Origin of the sequence: Rhizobium sp. TRM95796, from assembly GCF_025779995.1 — a bacterium.
Classification (GTDB): domain Bacteria; phylum Pseudomonadota; class Alphaproteobacteria; order Rhizobiales; family Rhizobiaceae; genus Rhizobium_E.
This window is the reverse complement of sequence record NZ_JAOXHE010000006.1, coordinates 235,783-250,525: the sequence shown is the minus strand read 5'-3', so window position 1 is coordinate 250,525 and position 14,743 is coordinate 235,783. Positions and strand designations below refer to the sequence as shown.

The window sequence follows — 14,743 nt, the reverse complement described above, 5'->3', positions numbered from 1 at the left end:
GGGCAGGGGGAGGAACCGGCTTTGTCATCGCCGCGCCTGAGATATCCGGCTGCGACGTTGACGACATGAATAGAGGAAGGGCGCTGAACGGGGCCTGAATGACCCGTTCAGTTTCGGGATCAGACGACAGCGCGTAGAAAATCCGCGAGATTATCGGTGATGTGATCGATCGTCGGATCGTTCTCGTCGGGGATTTCCCACCGTTCGAGGTAATGTTCCTTGCTCTGCGGAACGATCAACACCGTCTTCATGCCGAGCGCGCGCGGGATTTCGAGATTGCGCGGAAGATCCTCGAACATCGCGGCTTTTCGGGTTTCCACCCGGTGCAGGCTCGCGAATTTGTCGTAGGTCGAACCGGCCGGCTTCGGCACGAAATCCGCCGCGACGATATCGAAGATGTCTTCGAAATGATGGAGAATGCCGAGCGCGCGCGCCGCTTCCTCGGCATGTTTGACCGTGCCGTTGGTGAGGATGAATTTTCGTCCCGGCAGCGCCTTGATCGCCTCGCTCAGGCCTTCGTCCACGGCCAGCCCCGAATAGTCGATGCGATGGGCGGCTTCCAGAAAGGCCGCCGGCTCGATGCCGTGATGATGCATCAAGCCGCGCAATGTCGTGCCGTGGTCATAATAATACTGTTTCTGCAGCTTGCGCGCGTCCTCGGGCGCAAGGTCGAGAAGCTCCGCCACGAACGCGGTCATATTGCGGTCGATCTGCGCGAAGAGATCGACGTGATGCGGATAGAGCGTGTTGTCAAGGTCAAACACCCATTCGGTGACATGGGCGAAATCGGATTTTTGAGGCAAGGCGCGTTTGTCGGTCATGCCACGGGTTATGACAGGGATCGGAAAATTGGCAAGTCTCTTCGGCTACGCCGATTAGAACGCCTGCCCGACCAGCACGCCGGCGCCGGCGAGAAGGGCCAGCGTCCTGAACACGCCGAGCCTGAACCTGAAAAGTGCGATGGCCGCCAGCATCGTCAGTGCAAGTTGGACGAGATTCACCGACGTCGGGTCCGGGAGGCTCGTGCGGAAGGGGCCGGCCTCGATCGCGACATGCCGGCCAAAGACGACATGCGTTGCGAACCAGAGCGCCAGATTGAAGATCACCCCGGTGACCGCCGCCGATATGGCGGTCATCGCTCCCGAGAGCGCCCGATTGGCGCGCAGTCGCTCGATCCAGGGCGCGCCGAGGAAAATCCAGAGAAAGCAGGGCGCAAAGGTCACCCAAGTCGTGAGCGTCGCCCCGAGCGCGCCGCCCGCGAGCGGCGACAACGCGCCTGATCCGCGAAATCCGGCGATGAAACCGACGAAGCTCAGCACCAGAACCAGCGGCCCCGGCGTCGTCTCGGCGAGCCCGAGTCCATCCAGCATCTCGCCCGGCTTCAGCCATTGGTAATGATCGACCGCCTGTTGCGCGACATAGGAGAGAACCGCATAGGCTCCGCCGAAGGTGACGACGGCCATTTTCGAGAAGAACAGGCTGATGTCGACATAAACGCTCGATTCGAGGCCGAAGGCGAAGAGAAGTCCGAAAGGGGCGGCCCATAGCGTCGTCCACACGAGCGTGGCGAGAAGCGAGCCGCGCCAACTGGCCGGCCGTCCTGGATGATCCGCATCGATGACGGCCGGCAGATCCGCGCCGGCGGCGTGATGCCCGCCGGCTGAAAACACATCTGGCGCGAAGCGGAAGCCGGTATAGCCGATCAGCGCCGCCGCGAGGATCACCAGAGGAAAGGGCGCCGCGAAGGCGAAGAGCGCAACGAAGGCCGCGACTGCGACGGCGCGCATCACATTGTTCTTGAGCGACCGTTTACCGACACGGATCAGCGCCTCGACGACGATCACCAGCACAGCCGCCTTCAAGCCCATGAAGGCGCTGTCCAGCAGCCCGGTCTGGCCCCAGACGGCGTAGATGGCGGAAAGAGCGAGAATGACCAGGAAACCCGGCGCGACGAAGAGCAGACCGGCCATCAGGCCGCCGCGCCAGCCATGTAGAAGCCAGCCGATATAGGTCGCGAGCTGTTGCGCTTCCGGGCCCGGCAGCAACATGCAGAAATTGAGCGCATGCAAAAAGCGGCTTTCGGAGATCCAGCGCCGCTCGTCCACGAGTTCGCGATGCATCAGGGCGATCTGTCCGGCCGGGCCGCCGAAGCTGAGCACGCCGATCCTGGCCCAGACGCGCACGGCGTCGCCGAAACTCGGATGGGCGGGGCGTGCGGGGAGCTGTTCGAGATCGCTCATTCTGGTCCCGCATTTACCTTGTCGAAATATTTTTCCGACGGCGGAACCTTGACTCTCGCCCGCCTCGAACCTAAATCCAGGCCGCTAGCACTCCACAGGAGGGAGTGCTAACAACCTTTCCCCCGGGCCTGACCCGGTAATGTCATTTGATCGAGGAAACAGACAATGGCAAGCACCAATTTCCGTCCGCTTCATGACCGCGTCGTCGTTCGCCGCGTTGCATCCGAAGAAAAGACCAAGGGCGGCATCATCATCCCCGACACCGCCAAGGAAAAGCCGCAGGAAGGCGAAATCGTCGCCGTGGGCTCCGGCGTTCGTGACGACAAGGGCAATCTCGTCGCTCTCGACGTCAAGGCCGGCGACCGCGTCCTGTTCGGCAAGTGGTCGGGCACCGAAGTCAAGCTCGATGGCGAAGACCTTCTGATCATGAAGGAATCCGACATCATGGGCATCATCGGCTGATTGCCGATCTCGTCAAATTCCAAGCAAACCAATGGGCAATGAGCCCGGGAGTTTTCCAAAATGGCTGCTAAAGAAATCAAGTTTGGCCGTAACGCGCGCGAAAAGATGCTGCGCGGCGTCGACATCCTCGCTGACGCTGTAAAGGTCACGCTCGGCCCGAAGGGTCGTAACGTCATCATCGACAAGTCCTTCGGCGCTCCGCGCATCACCAAGGACGGCGTCTCTGTCGCCAAGGAAATCGAACTCGAAGACAAGTTCGAAAACATGGGCGCCCAGATGGTCCGCGAAGTCGCGTCCAAGACCAACGACATCGCCGGCGACGGCACCACCACCGCCACCGTCCTGGCCCAGGCCATCGTTCGCGAAGGCGCCAAGGCCGTTGCCGCCGGCATGAACCCGATGGACCTGAAGCGCGGCATCGATCTCGCCGTCTCGGAAGTCGTCAAGGATCTCCAGGCCAAGGCCAAGAAGATCTCCACGTCGGAAGAAGTCGCCCAGGTCGGCACGATCTCCGCCAACGGCGACAAGCAGGTCGGCGCTGATATCGCCGAAGCCATGCAGAAGGTCGGCAACGAAGGCGTCATCACCGTCGAAGAAGCCAAGACCGCCGAAACCGAACTCGAAGTCGTCGAAGGCATGCAGTTCGACCGCGGCTACCTCAGCCCCTATTTCGTGACCAACGCAGAAAAGATGATCGCCGATCTCGACGACGCTTACATCCTGCTGCACGAAAAGAAGCTCTCGAACCTCCAGGCCATGCTGCCGGTGCTCGAAGCCGTCGTCCAGACCGGCAAGCCGCTGCTGATCATCGCTGAAGACGTCGAAGGCGAAGCTCTCGCCACCCTCGTCGTCAACAAGCTCCGCGGCGGCCTCAAGATCGCCGCCGTCAAGGCTCCTGGCTTCGGCGACCGCCGCAAGGCCATGCTCGAAGACATCGCCATCCTGACGGGCGGCACCGTGATCTCCGAAGACCTCGGCATCAAGCTTGAAAACGTCACCCTCGACATGCTGGGCCGTTCCAAGAAGGTTTCGATCTCCAAGGAAAACACCACGATCGTCGACGGCGCCGGCCAGAAGTCCGACATCGAAGGCCGCGTCGCCCAGATCAAGGCCCAGATCGAAGAAACCACCTCCGACTACGACCGCGAAAAGCTGCAGGAACGTCTTGCCAAGCTCGCTGGCGGCGTTGCCGTGATCCGCGTCGGCGGCTCCACGGAAATCGAAGTCAAGGAACGCAAGGACCGCATCGACGACGCGCTCAACGCGACCCGCGCTGCCGTTCAGGAAGGCATCGTCCCCGGCGGCGGCACCGCTCTCCTGCGCTCCTCGACCAAGATCACCGTCAAGGGCGTCAACGACGACCAGGAAGCCGGCATCAACATCGTCCGTCGCGCCCTGCAGTCCCTGGTTCGCCAGATCGCAGACAACGCTGGCGACGAAGCTTCCATCATCGTCGGCAAGATCCTCGAAAAGGACAACGACAACTTCGGCTACAACGCCCAGACCGGCGAATTCGGCGACATGATCACCATGGGCATCGTCGACCCGGTCAAGGTTGTCCGCACCGCTCTGCAGAACGCAGCTTCGGTTGCTTCGCTGCTGATCACCACCGAAGCCATGATCGCCGAACTTCCGAAGAAGGAAGCTGCCGGCGGCATGCCGGGCGGCATGGGCGGCATGGGCGGCATGGACATGATGTGATAGGCGCTAGCCTATCACACACGTCCATAAAGCCGCCCATCAACTGGGACGGTTCAGCGCGTCAAGCGCGCTGAACAGGCGGCATGGACATGATGTGATAGGCGCAAGCCTATCACTCTGATCTGCCGATCAGAATTGGGGAGCGGTCTTCGGGCCGCTCCCTTTTCATTTGTTGGAATAAAAAAACGGCCCCAGTTTCCTGAGACCGCTTTGACTCGCTTACGGATGCAATCAAAGGCGTCCGACCCGCTCCGTCAACAGGTCGAAGAAGGCCTGGGCGTCGATATCCTTCATCACCATGGCGTTCTTCTCGCGCTTGGTCACGCGCCACCAGTCCACCACGGTCATGCCCAGCGTCAGTTCAGAAGCAAGTTCGATCTCGACATTGCAGTGGCGACCGGAAAAGATTTCCGGCTTTATGAGATAGGCGATCACGGTCGGGTCATGCAGCGGCCCGCCGTCGGAGCCGTATTTCTCTACGTCGAAACGCTCGAAGAAATCGAGCATATCGGCGAGCGCCACGCCCGCGCGGCTGCCCAGCGCGCGGATCTTTTCGACACGCGCTTTCAACGTCAAAACCTTGTGCGTCAGGTCGAGCGGCATCATCACGATGGGCACGCCGGACTTGAAAACGATGTCGGCGGCTTCCGGATCGACATAGATGTTGAACTCGGCCGCTGGCGTGATGTTTCCGACTTCGAAATAGGCGCCGCCCATCATCACCACTTCCTTCACGCGCGCGATGATGTCGGGCGCATGCTGGAAGGCGGTGGCCACATTCGTCATCGGCCCGAGCGTGCAGAGCGTCACGGTCCCCGCCTCATGCGTCCGGAGCGTATCGATGATGAAGTCGACGCCGTTCATGTCCTGCAGCGGCATGGTGGGTTCGAAGAGTTCGGGACCATCCAGGCCGGTCGGTCCATGGACATATTCCGCCGTCACCGGCGGCCGCTTCAAGGGACGTTCGCAGCCGGCGAAGACCTTCACGTCGGGACGACCGGCAAACTCGCAGACGATGCGGGCGTTGGTTTGCGTGCGCGACAGCGGCACATTGCCGGCGACCGTCGTGACGCCGAGAAGGTCGAGCTCTAGCGGCGAACCGAGCGCGAGCATGATGGCGGCTGCATCGTCCTGGCCGGGGTCTGTGTCGATGATGATCTTTCTCGGATTGGCCATGTCGGCGCCGGTCCTCTTCTTATTGATTTCTCGGCGACTATTGCCTGTGGGCGCCCCGAGCGCAAGCGTCTTGCAACTCTATCGCCAAGTCACCATATGTCGTTCTGCCGGACGCTTGAACGAGGCCCGGCGATTGTCGCTTGCAGCCAAGGACATGAACGGAATGAACACGCGCATTGCCCCTTTCGCCAGCCCGCTTCTTCTGGGCTTCGACGCCATGGAGAAGACGCTGGAGCGTCTCGCCAAGAACAATGACGGCTACCCCCCGTACAATATCGAACGTCTGAAGGCCGACGCCCCCGCCGGCGAGCCCGAACGCCTGCGCATCACGCTCGCCGTGGCGGGTTTCGGCGAAGACGATCTCGACGTCACCACCGAAGAGAACCAGTTGATCATCCGCGGTCGCCAGGCCGAACAGGGCGAGCGGGAGTTTCTCTATCGCGGCATCGCCTCCCGCCAGTTCCAGCGTTGCTTCATGCTGGCGGATGGAATGCAGGTCATCGGGGCCAGCCTCAAGAACGGACTTCTCTCGATCGACCTCATCAGGCCGGAACCCGAAAAACTTGTGCGAAAAATTAACATCTCTGTTTCAGAATGATGGTTGGACGGGATTGGCCCCGCGTCTTCCGAAGCATGAAGGAGGCAATAGAATGGCCGCTAGACCCACACTGGATAGCTTGACACGTAGCGAGTTCGCGCATCTCGGCGCTGGTAAGCTCGGCTATATCCGCAAGATGCGTTCCGAAGACGTGTCGCGCGTTTTCCCCGAAGCCCCGAACCTCAATCCGGGCCTCGATCTCTGGGCGTTGTTCGGCGCCGACGGCACGCCGATCCTGCTGACCGACAACCGCTCCTCGACCTTCTTCAAGGCCGCAGAGGATGATCTGCAGACAGTCAGCCTTCACTGACAGAGAATTGCCGCAGCCCGGTCGATATGCCGGGCATGCGGTCTTCCCGACGGACCCGATCCCATGCTCGCGCCTCAACTGCTGGATGGCGCGACGGGCGGGCAGGGTGTCAATGGCGCGATGGATTATGCCGCGCCGAAAAGGCAGCCGTACGGGATGATGCGGCCGCGCGAAGCGTTTCCAGATTTCGATAGAGTGAAAATCAGAGGCGACGGAAGGTGAGATAGGCCGAGGAGCGGCCTTCGCGCCGGGCTTTCGCTTCGTATCGTGTGCCCGGCCAATTGGGAAAGGGCGCAAGCCAGTCGCCGGCGTTGCGCGCCGTCCATTCGAAACCGGGATGGCGGTCGAAATGTTCGAGCGTCCAGTTCACGTAGGTGTCGATGTCGGACGCGAAGCAGAAATGTCCGCCCGGCTTGATGACGCGATGGAACCGCTCGACATTGACGTCCGACACGAAGCGGCGCTTCCAATGGCGCTTTTTCGGCCAGGGATCGGGATAGAGCAGATCCACCTGGTCGATCGAGGCCTCGGGCAGCCAATCGAGCACCAGCGTCGCATCGTCGTCGAAGACGCGGATGTTGCGAATGTCTTGCTCCTCGACACGCGCCAGCAGTTTCGCCATGGAATTGACGAAGGGCTCGACGCCGATAAATCCCGTCTCCGGATTTTCCAGCGCGCGATGAAGGAGATGTTCTCCGCCGCCGAAGCCGCTTTCGAGCCGGATCTGCGTAACGGGAACTGGAAACAACGCGGCCAGCGAAGATGGAGCAGGCTTGGAGAGATCGAGTTTCAGCGCCGACAGGGTTTGGTCCATCACGCGAAGCTGATTGACTCTGAGCGCCTTGCCCTTGCGCCGACCGAAGAAAGCTTCGGTCGCGCGCGAAGGGCGCTCGTTCTGATCGTCGGACGCGCTCACGAAGCCAAGGCTTCCTTGAGCGGCTTGACGAGATCGAGCTTCTCCCAGGAGAAGGACCCGTCACGGCCCGCCTTGCGGCCGAAATGGCCATAGGACGAGGTCTTCGCGTAGATCGGCTTGTTGAGGTTGAGATGGCGGCGAATGCCGGTCGGCGACAGATCGATCACCTTGCGGATCGCAGCCTCGACCTGATCCTCGGTGACCTTCTTGCCGGTGCCGTGCAGATCGACATAGATCGACAGCGGCTGGGCCACGCCGATGGCGTAGGACAACTGGATCGTGCAGCGATCGGCGAGACCGGCGGCCACGACATTCTTGGCGAGATAGCGCGCGACATAGGCGGCGGAACGGTCGACCTTGGTCGTATCCTTGCCGGAGAACGCGCCGCCGCCATGCGGGGCCGCGCCGCCATAGGTGTCGACGATGATCTTGCGACCGGTGAGGCCGGCGTCCCCGTCGGGTCCGCCGATGACGAATTTGCCGGTCGGGTTGATGTACCAGACGCAGTCCTCGGCGACGGGCAGGTCGCCGAGAGCCTCGTGAATGAAGGGTTCCACGACGCTGCGGACCTTCTGGGAATCCCAGGACGCGTCGAGATGCTGGGTCGAAAGGACGATGGAGGTCGCCTCGGCGGGCTTGCCGTCGACATAGCGCACCGTCACCTGGCTCTTGGCGTCGGGGCCGAGCTTGCCGGCGTCGCCTTCGCCTTTGCGGCGAGCTTCCGAGAGCAGTTGCAGGATGCGGTGGGAGTAGTAGATCGGCGCCGGCATCAGGTCCGGCGTTTCGCTGCAGGCGTAACCGAACATGATGCCCTGGTCGCCCGCGCCTTCCTCGCCCTGCTTGTCGGCGGCGTTGTCGACGCCCTGGGCGATGTCGGCCGACTGCGAATGCAGCAGCACGTCGATCCTGGCGGTCTTCCAGTGGAAACCGTCCTGCTCATAGCCGATGTCGCGGATTGCCTTTCGCGCCGCGGCCTTGAACTTCGACGGATTGATCTGGTCGACGCCGTTCTTGTCCTTTTTCATCAGGCTCGGGGGGAGCCGCACTTCGCCGGCGATCACCACGCGATTGGTGGTGGCGAGCGTCTCGCAGGCGATCCGGACCGACCAGGGGTCGATTCCGGTCTTGATGGCTTCACGATAGACGAGATCGACGATTTCGTCGGAAATACGGTCGCAGACCTTGTCTGGATGACCTTCAGATACCGACTCGCTGGTGAACAGATAGCTGGAGCGCATGCGGGATTCCCCTCAATGAAAGACCGAAGCATGTGTAGTCATTCGCCTGTGGAAAAACAAGCGTAGAAGGACATAAATATATCTTTATATGAGGCTGTTTACGCTTCGTTAACGGAGAGGGGCGCGAGCAGGTTTCACCGCTGCGTCGAAGGCGACGCGGCGTGTAGGGACCAGCGATTTCGGGATGTTCGTTTGCGACAGGGTGGCGCGCGTAGACGCGGCCGGATGCGGGCTTCGCTTCGGAAACCCGCAATCCAGATGCGGCGTTATTCGGTTTCCGCCTCTGCGGCGAGAGCCTTGACGAGGTCGACGAGCTTACGGCGAACCTTCTGATCGGTGATCTTCACGAAAGCGCGGTTGAGCTGCAGACCTTCGGAGGACGACAGGAAATCGACGACGTAGTTCGAGCTGGAGGCTTCAGCCATGCCCGACGCGGTATTGGCCGGATTTCCGTCGGGAGCGTCTTCGAAGAAGAACGACACGGGCACATTGAGAATGCCCGAAATCGCCTGCAGCCGGCTGGCGCCGACGCGGTTGGTGCCCTTCTCGTATTTCTGGATCTGCTGGAAGGTAATTCCCAGGCTCTCGCCCAGCTTTTCCTGGCTCATGCCCAGCATGGTGCGGCGAAGGCGAATCCGGCTTCCCACGTGAATGTCGATCGGATTCGGTTTCTTCTTGTTTTCTATCATTTTTTGGTTCCGGTGATGTGTGCCCTGCAGTTCTGCCGCCAATACGGGAGGATTCGCAAACCGAACGTTGCATGTCGTTAATCGATGACGTGTTCCAGCATTTTCCTGAACTCGTCGATTACACTATGCCTTTCCATGGGTTTTTGGTCAATTGCGTTCGAAAACAAAACCCATGCGAGCAAGCAATACAATCAAAAAACTAGATAATAGCAACAACCCGAAGAGGAGTGTGCGGTAGGCTTTTGGCACAATTGTGTCGATCTTGGCCGGAATGGTTGTATCGATGAAACCTTTTGCGCCAAAAGCGAGACCGGCCGTGACTCTTCCTCTCGGATCGATGACGGCGGAAATGCCGCTATTGGCGTCACGGATCACCGGAAGGCCGGTTTCCACCGCCGCCAAACGCGCCTGCAGGAAATGCTGCCACGGACCGGGACTGACGCCGAACCATTCGTCATTGGTGATATTGAGGATCACATCGGGCGCATCGGGGCCCTCAGCCGTGATCTCCGAGGGAAAAATGATCTCGTAGCAGATCAGCGGCAACAGCTTGAAACCGTCGGGCAGCGTCAGCATGCCGCGCTGGAGGGCGGCGGAGAAGCCGCCCGGCATGGCGGCGACCGCCTGCAGGTTCAGCTTGCGGAAGAAATCCTCGAGCGGCAGAAACTCGCCGAAGGGCACCAGATGCACCTTGTCGGCGGCGCCGATGATCTGGCCCTGGGAATCAATCATATAGATCGAGTTGTAATAGCGCTCCTCGGCCCCGCCGCCTTCCACCCGCACCGCTCCGGCGAACAGGATCTGGCCATCTTCGAGCGCGTCCGAGATCAGCGCCAGCGCATCCGGGCTCTGCGTCAGAATGAAGGGCACGGAGGTCTCTGGCCAGACGATCAACCGCGGCGCCTTGCCGCCCTCGGCCGGCGGCGCCTTGGTGAGATCGAGATGCGCCTGAAACACCGCGGCGCGCTGGTCGTCATCCAGCTTATCGGCCTGCGAAATGGCCGGCTGGACGAGCCGGACCACGCGGTCGGTCTGCGCCGCCTGCGGTGCGATGTAAAGCGCATAACCGCCATAGCCGAGATGCGCGGCAAACAGCAGCGCTGCAAGGCTGAGGCCTGCCGCGCGGCCTCGATACGAGGCGAACAGCGCCGGGGCGGCGAAGACAAACACCGCCGCCATGTTCATCGTGTGTCCGCCGACCAAAGCAAGGCTCTGCATCATCAGCGGGAAGGGGGTCAGGCCCTGGCCGACCGCGTTCCAGGGGAAGCCGGTGAAGACGACGCCGCGCAGCCATTCGGCGAGGCCGAAGCTCGCAGCGAGCGCCACGATGCGCAGAAAGCCGTCGGTCCAGAGCATTCGGGCCAGCGCCGCCGCCAGGCCATAATAGATCGCGAGATAGGCGGGCAGCCCGACAGCCGCCAGCGGCACCGCCCAGGCGAATTCGTCGGCGTCCACCAGAAGGGCATTGGCGGTCCACCACAGGCTCGCGACGAAATAACCGAGCCCGAAGGTCCAGCCGATCAGGAAAGACGGCCAGCGCCTGAGGATGACGCCGCGATCCGGATTTCCGGACGCGCCGTCGATCAGCCAGACCAGAACCGAGAAAGACACGAAGCCGGCTGGAAACAGGCCGAAAGGCGGCAACATCAACGCCGCGAACGCTCCCGCTGCGAGAGCGATCGCCAAACGCCTCCATCCGGCGCTCAACATGACCATCGCCGCGATGCGCTCCATGCCCGTCTTCCCTCAAATGCGAATCAATTGCCGAAGTTTTGCAGCATTCGCCGCACTTTGTCCCGTCTGACGCAGATGCTTGTTTCGACAGGCAAGAATATGCCAATGAAGATTGGAAACGTGATTTGGCCGTCTGCTTGCGTCTTTCCTGCCGCGCAGCGGATCGGGCCTCATTGGGAGCAAGGTTCACATGTCTCAAGATCTCATCGTCCCGGTTATTCTGGCCGGCGGCAAGGGCACGCGGCTCTGGCCCATGTCGCGTTCGGCGCGGCCGAAGCAGTTTCTGGCGTTGACCGGCGACGACAGCCTGTTCCAGCTCACTCTGAAGCGGCTCAAGGATCCCCAGCGCTATGGCAGGCCGATCGTCGTCACCAATTCCGAATATCGTTTCCTGGTCGCCGAACAGGCGCTGGAAGCCGGCGTCGAACTCGAAGCGGTGGTCCTGGAGCCGATCGCCCGTAACACGGCGCCCGCGATCGCCGCCGCGGCGCTGATCGCCGCGAAGAATGGGCCGAGGCTCGTGCATGTGCTGGCCTCGGATCACAATATCCGCGTCGACGACGCCTATGTGACGGCGATCGACACCGCCACGGCCGCCGCGCGCGCCGGACGGCTGGCCACTTTCGGCATCACGCCGACCTCGCCCGCCACGGGCTTCGGCTATATCGAGGCTGGAGCCAAGGAAGCCACGGGCGCCCATGTCGTGCAGCGCTTCGTCGAAAAGCCGAATGAAGAGCGCGCCAAGGAAATGCTGGCGACGGGGAACTATTACTGGAACTCCGGCATGTTCCTGTTCAACTCCGACGTCTTCCTGAGCGAATGCGCTGCCTTCGCGCCCGACGTCCTCGCGGCCGCCAAGGCTTCGGTCGACCATGCCCGCATCGACCTCGATTTCGTCCGGCTCGGCGAAGCCGAGTTCGCCAAATCGCCCGACATCTCCGTCGACTATGCGATCTTCGAACACACCAAGCTCGCCTCGGTCGCGCCGTCGCCGATCCAGTGGTCGGATCTCGGCGCCTGGGACGCGGTGTGGAAGGAAAGCGAATGCGACACGGACGGCAATGTCGCGCGCGGTCCGGTCAATCTCTACAACACCAAGAATTCCTTCGTCTTCTCCGAAAGCGCCCATGTCGCGGTCAACGGCGTCGAGGATGCGGTGGTGCTGGTGTCGGAGGACGCGGTCTATGTGGGCAAGCTCACCGATGCGCAGGATGTCGGCAAGGTCGTCAAGGATCTGATGAAGAACCCGGCGACCGCCAAGCTAACGGAAGAGCATCGCACCAGTTACCGTCCCTGGGGCGGATACACCTCCGTGCTGATGGGCGAACGTTTCCAGGTGAAGCGCATCTTCGTCAAGCCCGGCAAGCAACTCTCGCTGCAGAAGCATCACCACCGCTCAGAGCATTGGATCGTGGTGCGCGGCACGGCGGATGTGCAGATCGGCGAGACCAAGCAGATGCTGCGCGAAAACGAGTCGATCTATATTCCGCAGGGCGAGTTGCACCGTCTCTCCAACCCCGGCAAGATCCTGCTGGAACTCGTCGAGGTTCAGACGGGATCCTATCTCGGCGAGGACGACATCGTCCGTATCGAGGACACGTTCGGGCGGACTTGAGGTCCGCCCGCGCCGAAACAGGCTGTCTCAGCCTGAGGTCGACAACGCGACGAGGCCAGTCCTGCCCTTGTGCAGGAAGTAGGCCTTGTCGAACAGGTTGGCCCCCAGCGCATCGGCCCGCCTGACATCCGTGTAATCGGGCAGGGATTTTCCCGACAGCTCGAAGCGGCGATCTATCTGCGACAGGCAAGCGATGCGCATGCGCTTTTCCTGCGCCAGCGCGCGCAGGCGGGTGACTTGATCCCGCAGTGGCGGCGACCGCCGGTTCTGGTCGAGCAATTGAAGGTAATCCACGATAGCGATATCGCCTGGCTGGGCCGCGCCGAGCCGCGAGATGATGTGATCGGCGTCCAGCCCATCCGTCAGATCGATCTGGAGTCGATCGGACGTCACGACGTCTCGGCGATCGAGCCGCAGCAAGCGCGCTTGAATGGCGGGCTCGGTTTCCTCCAGTGAGAAGATGGAAGCGCGATGACCAGATCGCACGGCGTCGGCGGCCCAGATCAGGCCTGTCACTGTCTTGCCCTGGCCGGGTCGTGCGCCGATCAGCAGCAATCCTCCAGGGGCCGAGACCAGATTTGGTTCAGGGTCCGCCTGCCGGGTGATCGCGGATGAGAGGTGGCTCCAGGCTTGAAAGCCTTCTCGCCGGGCGATCTGGTCGAGCGCATCATGCAGTGGAATATTCTTTGCGCGCGACAGCCGCCGCGCCTGACGTTTGAGCAGATAGATCGGATATGTCATCGGAACCTCGCATAGCGAGCGGATACGCAACCCCTCCTTATGCAGCGCTCGCGGCTGTTCCAACGAAAGACGCCCGGCATGATCATGCTTCCCCGGCGGAGGGAGGGAGGCGCGGGCCGCGCCTGCCTTATGCATAAGCGATTTAACGCCGCTTCGCCAGAGGGCGAATGGTCCCCGCCGACGGTTCGGTCCGCGCCGTTACTTTTTGCGGACCGTGAAGCTCCAGTACCGATCCGGGCCGGCGGCGAGGTTGAAGCCGATTTCGCGGACGCGCACCGAGGAGTAGCCGACACGGCGGATCAGTTCGAGCCACATCGAGCGACCGAGCACCGAGTAATGATTGGGATTGGTCTGATGGTTGGCTGCGGTGTCGGGCGCCGGAACTTCCATATAGAGCACCCCGCCGGGCTTCAGCACGCGATAGGTTTCGGCCAGCGAGAAATAAGGGAAGATGCTGTGCTCCAGCACATGCCGCGACCAGACCATGTCGAAGGTCTCGTCTTCAAAATCCAGGAAGGACAGATCCATTTCGACGGCGTTGTAGCCCTTTTCGCAGCAGATCCGCACATCCTCGCCGATGGCGATGCCGACAGCGTCGAGCTTGTCGGCGGCGAAATGCTTGAGCGCGACGCCTTGGCCGCAGCCGATGTCGAGAACCTTGGCGCCTTGCGGCAACGGATGCTCCTCTTTCAGCGCCTTGTAGGAAGAGGCGGTGATGGAGTCGTGAAGCTCGGTGGCCGTCTCGGGATAGACGTCCTTCCAGAGGCTTTTCAGGAATTTGTCGAAGCGTGCGTATTTCGCTTCCAGTGAATAGGTTTCCGGCTGAATCTCGGAAGAGATGATTCTTTTCGTTGCCTGCGCGGCCATTGGACTTGCCCCTGTGAAGCGATCGCCCTGTCGATCGCTGAGACAAAAAGTAAACAAACATGGTAAATGAAGACTTAAGAAAACTATACAAGTCGTTAATGTAGTTTTTCTTATAAGCGTCCATGCGCGGCGACACATTCCGAAATAGCGTGGCTCCGCATCGGCGCGGTCCTGTGTGCGCACGCGCGACAGACCAAGAAAATCCGTCTCCGAAGAGTCATGCAAACGCACAAGCTTCGCCTGTCTTGTGGACGCAGGCGCGACCTGAAAGCGGTGTAGCTCCGCGCGACATGCGCCTGATCGGGGGAAGCCGAGACCGCGCGCCGAACCGTGTCTTCCGGCGACTGCTCTCTAGTTGTGCGTCGCTCCTCCATCTTCAAAAAATACCGGTGCGCAATGAGAAAACGCCGTGGCGGGAACGGCTTTCGGCCCGAGGCGTTGTGCGGAATGAAAGCC

14 protein-coding genes are annotated in these 14,743 nt (G+C 61.4%); 5 read left to right on the top strand and 9 right to left on the bottom strand.

The features are described from left to right. Positions 1-119 precede the first annotated feature (119 nt). Together OCK01_RS15270 and chrA are read right to left on the bottom strand one after the other, a co-directional pair. The gene (locus OCK01_RS15270; protein WP_182827492.1) at positions 120-821 is read right to left on the bottom strand and encodes a pyrimidine 5'-nucleotidase; all 702 of its coding nucleotides are present in this window, start codon (positions 819-821) and stop codon (positions 120-122) included. Positions 822-875: 54 nt separating this feature from the next. Next, entirely contained in the window at positions 876-2,240 is a 1,365-nt protein-coding gene (gene chrA, locus OCK01_RS15265; RefSeq protein ID WP_263824667.1) for a chromate efflux transporter, read from the bottom strand. 165 nt (positions 2,241-2,405) lie between these two features. Here chrA and groES point away from each other — a divergent pair, with 165 nt between their 5' ends. Beyond that, positions 2,406-2,702: a co-chaperone GroES gene (gene groES, locus OCK01_RS15260; protein WP_137153803.1), complete on the top strand. Its 297-nt coding sequence runs from the start codon at positions 2,406-2,408 to the stop codon at positions 2,700-2,702. A gap of 60 nt (positions 2,703-2,762) precedes the next feature. Then, complete coding sequence (groL, locus tag OCK01_RS15255) at positions 2,763-4,403, top strand: chaperonin GroEL (protein WP_182827491.1); 1,641 nt, start codon at positions 2,763-2,765, stop codon at positions 4,401-4,403. A 231-nt stretch (positions 4,404-4,634) separates the two neighbouring features. Here the strand turns inward: groL and OCK01_RS15250 are convergent, their stop codons facing one another. Continuing rightward, positions 4,635-5,579 (bottom strand): nucleoside hydrolase, encoded by a 945-nt coding sequence (locus OCK01_RS15250; RefSeq protein ID WP_263824666.1) that lies wholly within the window; start codon positions 5,577-5,579, stop codon positions 4,635-4,637. A 163-nt stretch (positions 5,580-5,742) separates the two neighbouring features. On the opposite strand from OCK01_RS15250, the gene OCK01_RS15245 reads away from it, so the two are divergent. Together OCK01_RS15245 and OCK01_RS15240 are read left to right on the top strand one after the other, a co-directional pair. Continuing rightward, positions 5,743-6,177: an Hsp20 family protein gene (locus OCK01_RS15245; protein ID WP_263824665.1), complete on the top strand. Its 435-nt coding sequence runs from the start codon at positions 5,743-5,745 to the stop codon at positions 6,175-6,177. A 52-nt stretch (positions 6,178-6,229) separates the two neighbouring features. Further along, complete coding sequence (locus tag OCK01_RS15240; RefSeq protein WP_182827489.1) at positions 6,230-6,487, top strand: DUF1150 family protein; 258 nt, start codon at positions 6,230-6,232, stop codon at positions 6,485-6,487. Positions 6,488-6,689: 202 nt separating this feature from the next. On the opposite strand, the gene trmB is transcribed toward OCK01_RS15240, so the two are convergent. The 4 genes from trmB to lnt all read right to left on the bottom strand — a co-directional run bounded on the left by trmB (position 6,690) and on the right by lnt (position 11,064). Continuing rightward, positions 6,690-7,403, bottom strand: coding sequence for a tRNA (guanosine(46)-N7)-methyltransferase TrmB (trmB, locus tag OCK01_RS15235; protein WP_263824664.1), 714 nt, complete (start codon positions 7,401-7,403; stop codon positions 6,690-6,692). After that, a complete protein-coding gene (gene metK, locus OCK01_RS15230) occupies positions 7,400-8,641 on the bottom strand; it encodes a methionine adenosyltransferase (protein ID WP_263824663.1) in 1,242 nt (413 codons plus the stop codon). The genes trmB and metK overlap by 4 nt, the downstream gene beginning before the upstream one ends. Positions 8,642-8,907: 266 nt before the next feature. Beyond that, positions 8,908-9,330 carry a helix-turn-helix domain-containing protein gene (locus OCK01_RS15225; RefSeq protein WP_182827487.1) on the bottom strand — a complete coding sequence of 141 codons (423 nt, stop codon included), beginning with the start codon at positions 9,328-9,330 and terminating at the stop codon, positions 8,908-8,910. A 147-nt stretch (positions 9,331-9,477) separates the two neighbouring features. Next, positions 9,478-11,064, bottom strand: a complete 1,587-nt coding sequence (lnt, locus tag OCK01_RS15220) for an apolipoprotein N-acyltransferase (RefSeq protein ID WP_263824662.1) — start codon at positions 11,062-11,064, stop codon at positions 9,478-9,480. 190 nt (positions 11,065-11,254) lie between these two features. Between lnt and OCK01_RS15215 the strand changes: the two genes are divergently transcribed. Then, the gene (locus OCK01_RS15215; RefSeq protein ID WP_263824661.1) at positions 11,255-12,679 is read left to right on the top strand and encodes a mannose-1-phosphate guanylyltransferase/mannose-6-phosphate isomerase; all 1,425 of its coding nucleotides are present in this window, start codon (positions 11,255-11,257) and stop codon (positions 12,677-12,679) included. 27 nt (positions 12,680-12,706) lie between these two features. Here the strand turns inward: OCK01_RS15215 and OCK01_RS15210 are convergent, their stop codons facing one another. Both OCK01_RS15210 and OCK01_RS15205 read right to left on the bottom strand, forming a co-directional pair. Beyond that, positions 12,707-13,420 (bottom strand): DNA helicase, encoded by a 714-nt coding sequence (locus OCK01_RS15210; protein ID WP_263824660.1) that lies wholly within the window; start codon positions 13,418-13,420, stop codon positions 12,707-12,709. 198 nt (positions 13,421-13,618) lie between these two features. Continuing rightward, positions 13,619-14,287 carry a class I SAM-dependent methyltransferase gene (locus tag OCK01_RS15205; RefSeq protein WP_182827483.1) on the bottom strand — a complete coding sequence of 223 codons (669 nt, stop codon included), beginning with the start codon at positions 14,285-14,287 and terminating at the stop codon, positions 13,619-13,621. Between the last annotated feature and the right edge of the window lie 456 nt (positions 14,288-14,743).

Bases quoted from the DNA above. Each gene is read 5' to 3' on its own strand.
- OCK01_RS15270 (WP_182827492.1), bottom strand. From the start codon at position 821: ATGACCGACAAACGCGCCTTGCCTCAAAAATCCGATTTCGCCCATGTC.
- chrA (WP_263824667.1), bottom strand. From the start codon at position 2,240: ATGAGCGATCTCGAACAGCTCCCCGCACGCCCCGCCCATCCGAGTTTC.
- groES (WP_137153803.1), top strand. From the start codon at position 2,406: ATGGCAAGCACCAATTTCCGTCCGCTTCATGACCGCGTCGTCGTTCGC.
- groL (WP_182827491.1), top strand. From the start codon at position 2,763: ATGGCTGCTAAAGAAATCAAGTTTGGCCGTAACGCGCGCGAAAAGATG.
- OCK01_RS15250 (WP_263824666.1), bottom strand. From the start codon at position 5,579: ATGGCCAATCCGAGAAAGATCATCATCGACACAGACCCCGGCCAGGAC.
- OCK01_RS15245 (WP_263824665.1), top strand. From the start codon at position 5,743: ATGAACACGCGCATTGCCCCTTTCGCCAGCCCGCTTCTTCTGGGCTTC.
- OCK01_RS15240 (WP_182827489.1), top strand. From the start codon at position 6,230: ATGGCCGCTAGACCCACACTGGATAGCTTGACACGTAGCGAGTTCGCG.
- metK (WP_263824663.1), bottom strand. From the start codon at position 8,641: ATGCGCTCCAGCTATCTGTTCACCAGCGAGTCGGTATCTGAAGGTCAT.
- OCK01_RS15225 (WP_182827487.1), bottom strand. From the start codon at position 9,330: ATGATAGAAAACAAGAAGAAACCGAATCCGATCGACATTCACGTGGGA.
- lnt (WP_263824662.1), bottom strand. From the start codon at position 11,064: ATGGAGCGCATCGCGGCGATGGTCATGTTGAGCGCCGGATGGAGGCGT.
- OCK01_RS15215 (WP_263824661.1), top strand. From the start codon at position 11,255: ATGTCTCAAGATCTCATCGTCCCGGTTATTCTGGCCGGCGGCAAGGGC.
- OCK01_RS15210 (WP_263824660.1), bottom strand. From the start codon at position 13,420: ATGACATATCCGATCTATCTGCTCAAACGTCAGGCGCGGCGGCTGTCG.
- OCK01_RS15205 (WP_182827483.1), bottom strand. From the start codon at position 14,287: ATGGCCGCGCAGGCAACGAAAAGAATCATCTCTTCCGAGATTCAGCCG.